General features: G+C 74.5%; 7 protein-coding genes. 6 read left to right on the forward strand and 1 reads right to left on the reverse strand.

Features of this window, described 5'->3' with window-relative positions; all coding sequences use genetic code 11:
• The first annotated feature begins 129 nt into the window (after nucleotides 1-129).
• Together ABTZ17_RS24345 and ABTZ17_RS24350 are read left to right on the forward strand one after the other, a co-directional pair.
• Nucleotides 130-1,893 carry a glycoside hydrolase family 71 protein gene (locus ABTZ17_RS24345; protein ID WP_352197819.1) on the forward strand — a complete coding sequence of 588 codons (1,764 nt, stop codon included), beginning with the start codon at nucleotides 130-132 and terminating at the stop codon, nucleotides 1,891-1,893.
• Nucleotides 1,894-1,987: 94 nt separating this feature from the next.
• Nucleotides 1,988-3,145, forward strand: coding sequence for an aminotransferase class V-fold PLP-dependent enzyme (locus tag ABTZ17_RS24350; protein ID WP_352197820.1), 1,158 nt, complete (start codon nucleotides 1,988-1,990; stop codon nucleotides 3,143-3,145).
• A 115-nt stretch (nucleotides 3,146-3,260) separates the two neighbouring features.
• Here ABTZ17_RS24350 and cobF read toward each other — a convergent pair whose 3' ends face one another.
• The gene (cobF, locus tag ABTZ17_RS24355; RefSeq protein ID WP_352197821.1) at nucleotides 3,261-4,019 is read right to left on the reverse strand and encodes a precorrin-6A synthase (deacetylating); all 759 of its coding nucleotides are present in this window, start codon (nucleotides 4,017-4,019) and stop codon (nucleotides 3,261-3,263) included.
• Between the two features lie 61 nt (nucleotides 4,020-4,080).
• On the opposite strand from cobF, the gene ABTZ17_RS24360 reads away from it, so the two are divergent.
• The 4 genes from ABTZ17_RS24360 to ABTZ17_RS24375 form a co-directional block, all read left to right on the forward strand.
• Nucleotides 4,081-4,875, forward strand: a complete 795-nt coding sequence (locus tag ABTZ17_RS24360; protein WP_352197822.1) for a (Fe-S)-binding protein — start codon at nucleotides 4,081-4,083, stop codon at nucleotides 4,873-4,875.
• Complete coding sequence (locus ABTZ17_RS24365; RefSeq protein WP_352197823.1) at nucleotides 4,872-6,431, forward strand: lactate utilization protein B; 1,560 nt, start codon at nucleotides 4,872-4,874, stop codon at nucleotides 6,429-6,431. Before ABTZ17_RS24360 ends, ABTZ17_RS24365 begins: the two co-directional genes overlap by 4 nt.
• Nucleotides 6,428-7,066 carry a LutC/YkgG family protein gene (locus ABTZ17_RS24370; protein ID WP_352197824.1) on the forward strand — a complete coding sequence of 213 codons (639 nt, stop codon included), beginning with the start codon at nucleotides 6,428-6,430 and terminating at the stop codon, nucleotides 7,064-7,066. Before ABTZ17_RS24365 ends, ABTZ17_RS24370 begins: the two co-directional genes overlap by 4 nt.
• Before the next feature lie 4 nt (nucleotides 7,067-7,070).
• On the forward strand, nucleotides 7,071-7,519 hold a 449-nt coding region (locus ABTZ17_RS24375; RefSeq protein ID WP_502994820.1), incomplete at its 3' end, for a VOC family protein.

Here is a 7,519-nt window from a genome sequence, read left to right on the forward strand (position 1 = left end):
TGGTCAGGGTGACGTACGTGCCGAAGCCTCCGCTCCCCGCGAACAGTTGTCCGTGGCGCGCGAATCGGCTCTACTGCTCGCAGTGCCGGCGACGCGGGCATATTCACCGGCGTACCTCCGGGAGGAACGATGAGCACGGATCCGGCCGAACAGCCCTCGCGACGAAGGCCGTTGCCGCAGGGCGACGGCACGGGACGGTCGTCCCGCGCCGCGGCCCGGCGGCGCGGTCGACGCGGGCACCGGCGCCGCTCCGGCTTCCGGACACCCGCCTTCCTCCTCACGGCGCTCCTCGTCGTCGCCCTCGGCGCCGGCGCGAGCCTGGTCTGGGACCCCTTCACCGCCGGCGCGGGCTCCGCCTCCCAGGCCCGCCCCGAGATCGGCACCCCCTGGTCCACCGGCCCCGTACCGGACGACGACCGGGCCCCGACCACGGCCCCCGGCACCACCGCCCCCGGCACCGGAACGGGCACCGCCACCCCCGGGGCCTCGCGCAGCGCCCTGCCCGTGGTCCCGCGGACCCCGGACACCCCCGTCCGCCGCCGCGGCGGCCCGCTGCCCTTCGACCTGCCCTCCCCGGAACGCCTGCGCGCCTCCGGGAAGCTCGTCTTCGCGCACTACTTCACCCCGTACCCGCTGTCCCTGGACAACGTCGCCCCCGAACGCGACTACTACGCCCGCAACTACCTCAAGCCCGAGGGCGAGAGCGGCAAGCACGCCCGCTACGGCGGACTCCTCCGCGACCGGCCGCTGCCCGTCGCCCCCAAGAGCGGCGACTGGGAACTCGCCAACCTCAAGGAAGAGGTCCGCACGGCCCGCGCCGCCGGCCTCGACGGCTTCACCCTCGACCTGCTCTCCCTCTCCGGCAAGAACTGGGAGCGCTCCACCATGCTCCTGGAGGCGGCCCGCGCCGTGGACCCCGCCTTCAAGATCCAGCTCATGCCCGACATGACCTCCCTGCGCACCGACCCCGCCGGACTGGCCGACGCCCTCGCCACCCTGGCCCGTTCCCCCGCCGCGCACCGCCTGCCCGACGGCCGCCTGGTGGTCACTCCCTTCAAGGCCGAGGCCAAGGACCCCGCCTGGTGGAAGCAGATGATGGACTCCCTGCGCACCCGCCACGGCATCCGCACCGCCCTCGTCCCGCTCTTCCTCGACTTCGGCCCGCACGCCACCCCCTTCGCCCCCATCAGCTACGGCTTCACCGAATGGGGCAGCCGCAGCTACGTGGGCCAGGAACCGGCCGGCCGGGACACCCGCCGCGCCCATGAGCTCGGCAAGATCTGGATGCAGCCCGTCTCCGTCCAGGACGCCCGCCCCAACCAGGGCATCTTCGACGAGGCCGGCAACACCTCCACCCTCCGCGCCACCTGGAAGCACGCCATCGAGGACCGCGCCGACTGGGTGCAGCTCACCACCTGGAACGACTACTCCGAGGGCAGCCAGTTCGCCCCCTCCCTGCACAACGGCCACGCCTACCTCGACCTGACCTCGTACTACCTCACCCGCTTCAAGACCGGCAGCTACCCGAAGATCGTCCGGGACACCCTCTACCTCACCTCACGGGTGCAGTTCGCCGGCACCGCCCCCACCGGCGGACAGAAGCTCGTCATGAGGCTGCGCGGGGGCTCCGCCGCCGCCCGCGACCGCGTCGAGGTCCTCAGCTTCCTCACCGCCCCCTCCACCCTGCGCACCACCACCGGCAGCGCCCGCACCGACCGACAGGTCCCCGCCGGGGTCAACGTCGAGCTGTACCCGCTGCGCAGCGGTACCAACTCCACTACCGCGCTGCGCGGCGGCCGCACCGCCACCAAGGTCACCCTCGGCTACCCGGTCTCCCGGATCGTCACCGTCCAGGACCTCCAGTACTACGCCGCCACCAGCGGTCGGAGCTGAGCGGGAAACAGTCGCCGCGGGCGGGCGGGGGTTACCTCCGGCCCGCCCGCACGGCATGATCGGATCACCAGGCCACCCACCCCCAGGAGCCCTCGTGACCCGGCGCACCACGCCCGCGGCCCCCGCCGAATTTCCCGGCGGACCCGCCCTGTTCCGCCTCGACCCGGAGGTCAGCCACCTCAACCACGGCTCCTTCGGCACCGTCCCGATAGCCGTACAGGAAGCCCTGCGCACCGTCCGCGCCGGACTGGAGAGCGACCCCGACGAGTTCTTCCTGACGGCCCCCGACCGCATCGAGGCCGCCCGCCGCCGCGTCGCGGCCCACCTCGGCGCCGAACCGGACGGCATCGGCTTCGTCTCCAACGCCACCGAGGGCGCCAACATCGCCCTCGGCTCCCTGGAGCTCACCGCCGAGGACGAGATCCTCGTCACCGACCACGGCTACGGCACCGTCACCGCGGCCGCCGCCCGCCGCGCCACCGTGCGCACCGTCCCCCTCGCCCTGGACCTTCCCGACGAAGAGGCCGTCGGCGAGGCCGTGCTGGCCGCGGTCACCCCCCGCACCAAGGTCGCCCTCCTCGACCACATCACCTCGCCCACCGCCCGGATCGTGGCCTCCCCCCGGCTGCTGGCCGCCCTCGCCGAACGCGGGGTCACCACCCTGGTCGACGCCGCCCACGCGCCCGGCATGCTCGCCGACCCGCTGGCCGGCGGCGCCGACTTCTGGTTCGGCAACCTCCACAAGTGGGCGTACGCGCCGCCCGGCAGCGCCGTCCTCGCCGTGGCCCCCCGCCACCGCGGCTCCGTCCGCCCCCTGGTGCCCTCCTGGGAGGACCACCACGGCTTCCCCCGCTCGGTGGAGAACCGCGCCACCCACGACTACAGCGGCTGGCTCGCCGCCCCCGAGGGCCTGGACCTCCTGGACCGGCTCGACGCCGCCAAGGTCCGCGCCCACAACACCGCCCTCGCCGCGTACGGGGCCGCCGTCCTCGTCGAGACCGCCGGGCTGACCCCCCTCCCGCACAGCGAGGAGGTGTCCATGCGCTCCCTGCGCCTGCCCGCGGGCGTGGCCGAGACCCAGGACGCCGCCCGCGCCCTGCGCATCGAGGTGTTCGAGCGCTTCCGGATCCGCGTCAACGCCTTCGGTTGGCAGGGCGGCGGCGGGGTCCGGGTCTGCGGCCAGCTGTACAACCGGCCCGAGGAGTACGAACGCCTCGCCACCGGCCTCGCCGAGATCCTCGCGGGCCGCTGACCGGCCCCGTACCCCCGTACCCCCGTCCCGCCCGACCGCCCGACCGCCCGACCGCCCGGTCCGGGCGGACGGGCGGCTCCGGTGCCCCGGTCGCCGCCCCTCCGCCGCGCCCCTCCTACCCGAGGGGCCTGCGCAGCAGGTACGTGTCCATGATCCAGCCCTTCCGGGCCCGGGCCTCGGTCCGCAGTTCCTCGATCCGCCCCGCGACCTCCGCCAGCGGCCCCTGCACCAGGATCTCGTCCGGGGTGCCCACGTACGCCCCCCAGTAGATGTGGAGGTCCTGGTCCAGGTACCGGGTGAAGGCGTGCCGGGCGTCCAGCATCACCACCACGTCGTCCACGTCCTCCGGCCAACCCTCGGCGAGCAGCCGGCCCGTGGTGATCTGCACCGGCCGGCCCACCCGGTTCAGGTTGGTCCGGTGCCGCGCCAGCAGCGTGGACACGCTGCTGATGCCCGGGACCACCTCGTACTCGAAGGCCACCCGGCCGCGCCCGGCGACCTCCTCCAGGATGGCGAGCGTGGAGTCGTACAGCGACGGGTCCCCCCACACCAGGAAGGCGCCCGTGCCGTCCTCGTCCAGCTCCTCCGCGAGGAACCGTTCGAAGATCTCCGAGCGGGCGCTGCGCCAGCCGTCCACCGTCGGCGCGTACGCCTCCGGGGTCCGGTCCCGGTCCGGATCACGGCCCTCCACCAGCCGGTGCCCGGGCCGCGCGTGCTCCTCCAGCATCGCCCGCCGCAGACCCGTCAGGTCCGCCTTCTCCTCGCCCTTCTCCAGGATGAGGAACGCGTCCACGGACCGGATCGCCTTGACCGCCTGGAGGGTCAGCTGGTCCGGATCGCCCGCGCCGATGCCGATGACATAGAACTTTCTCACCCGGCCGAGTCTGCCCCATAGCGGCCCCGGCACCGCCGCCAGGGGCCGCTATCCTCCGGGCATGCGTGCCGCCCTGTTCGTCACCTGCGTCAACGACGCGCTGTACCCCGCCACCGGCCGGGCCGTGGTCCGCCTCCTGGAACGCCTCGGCGTCGAAGTGGACTTCCCCGCCGCCCAGACCTGCTGCGGCCAGCCCCCGTACAACACCGGCTACCGCCGCGAGGCCGAAGCGCTGCTGCACCGCACCGCCCGCGCCTTCGCCGGGTACGAGCACGTGGTGACCCCCTCCGGTTCCTGCGCCGCCATGCTCCGCGAGCACTATCCCCGGATGGGCCGGCTCGCCGCCGCCGAGGGCCGCGGGGACGGGCTCTCCCGCCTCGCCGCCGACCTCGCCCCCCGCACCCACGAACTCAGCGAGTTCCTGGTGGACGTGCTCGGGGTCACCGACGTCGGCGCGTACTTCCCGCACGCCGTCACTTACCACCCCTCCTGCCACGGCCTGCGCTCCCTGCGCCTCGGCGACCGCCCCCGCCGCCTCCTGGAGGCCGTCAAGGGCCTCGAACTCCTCGAACTCCCCGGCGCCGAGGAGTGCTGCGGCTTCGGCGGCACCTTCGCCCTCAAGAACGCCGCGGTCTCCGCCGCCATGGGCGCCGACAAGGCGGACGGCGCCCTCGGCACCGGTGCCACCGTCCTGTGCGGCGGGGACAACTCCTGCCTGGCCCACCTCGACGGCATCCTGCGCCGCCGGGACGCCCCCCTGCACACCCTGCACCTCGCCGAGATCCTCGCCGCCACCGAGGAGGAGCCGCTGCTCCTGCCCGCGCCCCGCCCACCCCGAGGAGGAACCCCGCGGTGACCCGTACCGAACTCGGCATGCCCGCCTTCCCCCGGGCCGCCGCCGAAGGCGTGGCGGATCCCGTGCTCCGTGCCAACCTCCGGCACGCCACCCACACGATCCGCGACAAACGGGCCCGCGCCACCGCCGAACTCGCCGACTGGGAACGGCTCCGCCAAGCCGGTCGGGCCCTCAAGGACGCCACCCTGCTCCGCCTGGACGAACACCTCCTCCGCCTGGAGGCCGCCGTCACCGCCGCGGGCGGCACCGTCCACTGGGCCGCCGACGCCGACGAGGCCAACCGGATCGTCACCCGACTCGTCCTCGCCACCGGAGAGCGCGAGGTCGTCAAGGTCAAGTCCATGGCCACCCAGGAGATCGGCCTCAACGAAGCCCTCGAAGCCGCGGGCATCGCCGCCTACGAGACCGACCTCGCCGAACTCATCGTCCAACTCGGCGAGGACCGGCCCTCCCACATCCTGGTCCCCGCCATCCACCGCAACCGCGCCGAGATCCGCGAGGTCTTCCGCACCCGGATGGGCCGCTGGGGCCGCCCCGCCCCGGACGGGCTCGGCGACGACCCCCGCGAACTCGCCGAGGCCGCCCGCCTGCACCTGAGGGAGAAGTTCCTCCGCGCCAAGGTCGGCGTCTCCGGGGCCAACTTCATGGTCGCCGAGACCGGCACCCTGGTCGTCCTCGAATCCGAGGGCAACGGCCGCATGTGCCTGACACTCCCCGAGACGCTGATCTCCGTCGTGGGCATCGAGAAGGTCGTCCCCACCTTCCGCGACCTGGAGGTCTTCCTCCAGCTCCTCCCCAGGTCCTCCACCGCCGAACGCATGAACCCGTACACCACCATGTGGACCGGCACCACCGACGGCGACGGCCCCACCGCCTTCCACCTCGTCCTCCTCGACAACGGCCGCACCGACACCCTCGCCGACGCCACCGGCCGCCAGGCCCTGCGCTGCATCCGCTGCTCCGCCTGCCTCAACGTCTGCCCGGTCTACGAACGCGCGGGCGGCCACGCCTACGGCTCCGTCTATCCCGGCCCCATCGGCGCCATCCTCAGCCCCCAACTCCGCGGCACCACCAGCGCCGTCGACGCCTCCCTGCCCTTCGCCTCCACCCTGTGCGGCGCCTGCTACGAGGTCTGCCCCGTCGCCATCGACATCCCCGAGGTCCTGCTGCACCTCCGCGAACGCGTGGTCCTCGGCGGCACCGTCACCCGCGACGGCGTCCGCACCCGGATCCGGCCCGCCCGCGGCCACGCCGCCGAGCGCGCCGCCATGCGTGCCGCCCGCCTCCTCCTCGACCGCCCCGACGCCCTGCACGCCGCGGAACGCCTGCTGGCCCGCGCCCGCCGGCTGCGCCCCCGCCGGCTCCCCGGCCCCGGCCGGGCCTGGACCGACACCCGCGAACTGCCCGTGCCGCCCGCCGAACCCTTCCGCGGCTGGTGGCAGCGGACCCGTGGCCCCGCCGGCGGCCCGGAACCCACCACCGCCCCGCCACCCGCCCCCGCACCGGAACCCACCGAGGAACCCCGCCCGACCACGAAGCCGGAGGCCGGTCCGTGACCGACAGCAGGGACCTGATCCTCGGCCGCGTCCGCCGCGCCCTCCGCGAGGCCCCCGCCGCCGTCCCACCCGTGCCCCGGGACTACCTCACCACCCACGGCGACCGCGGGCCCGCCGAGAACACCGCCCTCCTCGCCGCCCACCTCACCGAGTACCGGGCCCACGTGCACCACACCGACGCCGCCGGCACCCCCGACCTCATCGCCCGGCTCCTCGACGCCCGGGGCGCCGCCGAGGTCCTGATCCCCGCCGGACTCCCCGCCGCCTGGACCGCCGGGATCCGGGCCGCCCCGCTGCCCGAGACCCCCGATCTCACCGCCGCCCGCCTCGACCGCACCGACAGCGTGGTCACCGGCTGCGCCCTCGCGGTCGTCGAGACCGGCACCCTCGTCCTGGACGGCGGCCCCGGCCAGGGGATCCGCCGCAGCACGCTCGTCCCCGACCACCACGTCTGCGTGGTCCGGGTCCCCGAGCAGCTCGTGGACTCCGTGCGCCGGGCCCTGGCCCGCCTCGACCCGCGTCGCCCGCTCACCTGGATCTCCGGGCCCTCCGCCACCAGCGACATCGAACTGGACCGGGTGGAGGGCGTCCACGGCCCCCGGACCCTGGACGTGATCCTCCTCGGGCCACAATGACCCCATGGCATCCCATATCGCCCTGACCGCCCTCGTGGTGACCGAGTACGACGAGGCCATCGACTTCTACACGCGCGCCCTCGGCTTCGACCTCGTCGAGGACACCGCGCGCCCCGACGGCTCCCGCTGGGTCGTGGTCCGACCGCCCGGCGCCACCGGGACCGCCCTCCTCCTGGCCCGCGCCAAGGACGACGCCCAGCGCGCCCGCGTCGGCGACCAGACCGGCGGCCGCGTCGGCTTCTTCCTCCACACCGACGACTTCGCCGGCGACCACGCCCGGATGACCGGGGCCGGGGTCCGCTTCCTCGAAGAGCCCCGGCACGAGTCCTACGGCTCCGTGGCCGTCTTCGAAGACCTCTACGGGAACCGCTGGGACCTCCTCCAGCCGACGAGGGCGAGCATGGCCAGCACGATGCAGCCGACGGAGGTGGAGAAGGTGGCGCGGGAGAACAT

Source organism: Streptomyces sp. NPDC097619, from assembly GCF_040302735.1.
In the GTDB taxonomy this organism is placed as follows: Bacteria; Actinomycetota; Actinomycetes; order Streptomycetales; family Streptomycetaceae; genus Streptomyces.

Bases quoted from the DNA above. Each gene is read 5' to 3' on its own strand.
- ABTZ17_RS24345 (WP_352197819.1), top strand. From the start codon at position 130: ATGAGCACGGATCCGGCCGAACAGCCCTCGCGACGAAGGCCGTTGCCG.
- ABTZ17_RS24360 (WP_352197822.1), top strand. From the start codon at position 4,081: ATGCGTGCCGCCCTGTTCGTCACCTGCGTCAACGACGCGCTGTACCCC.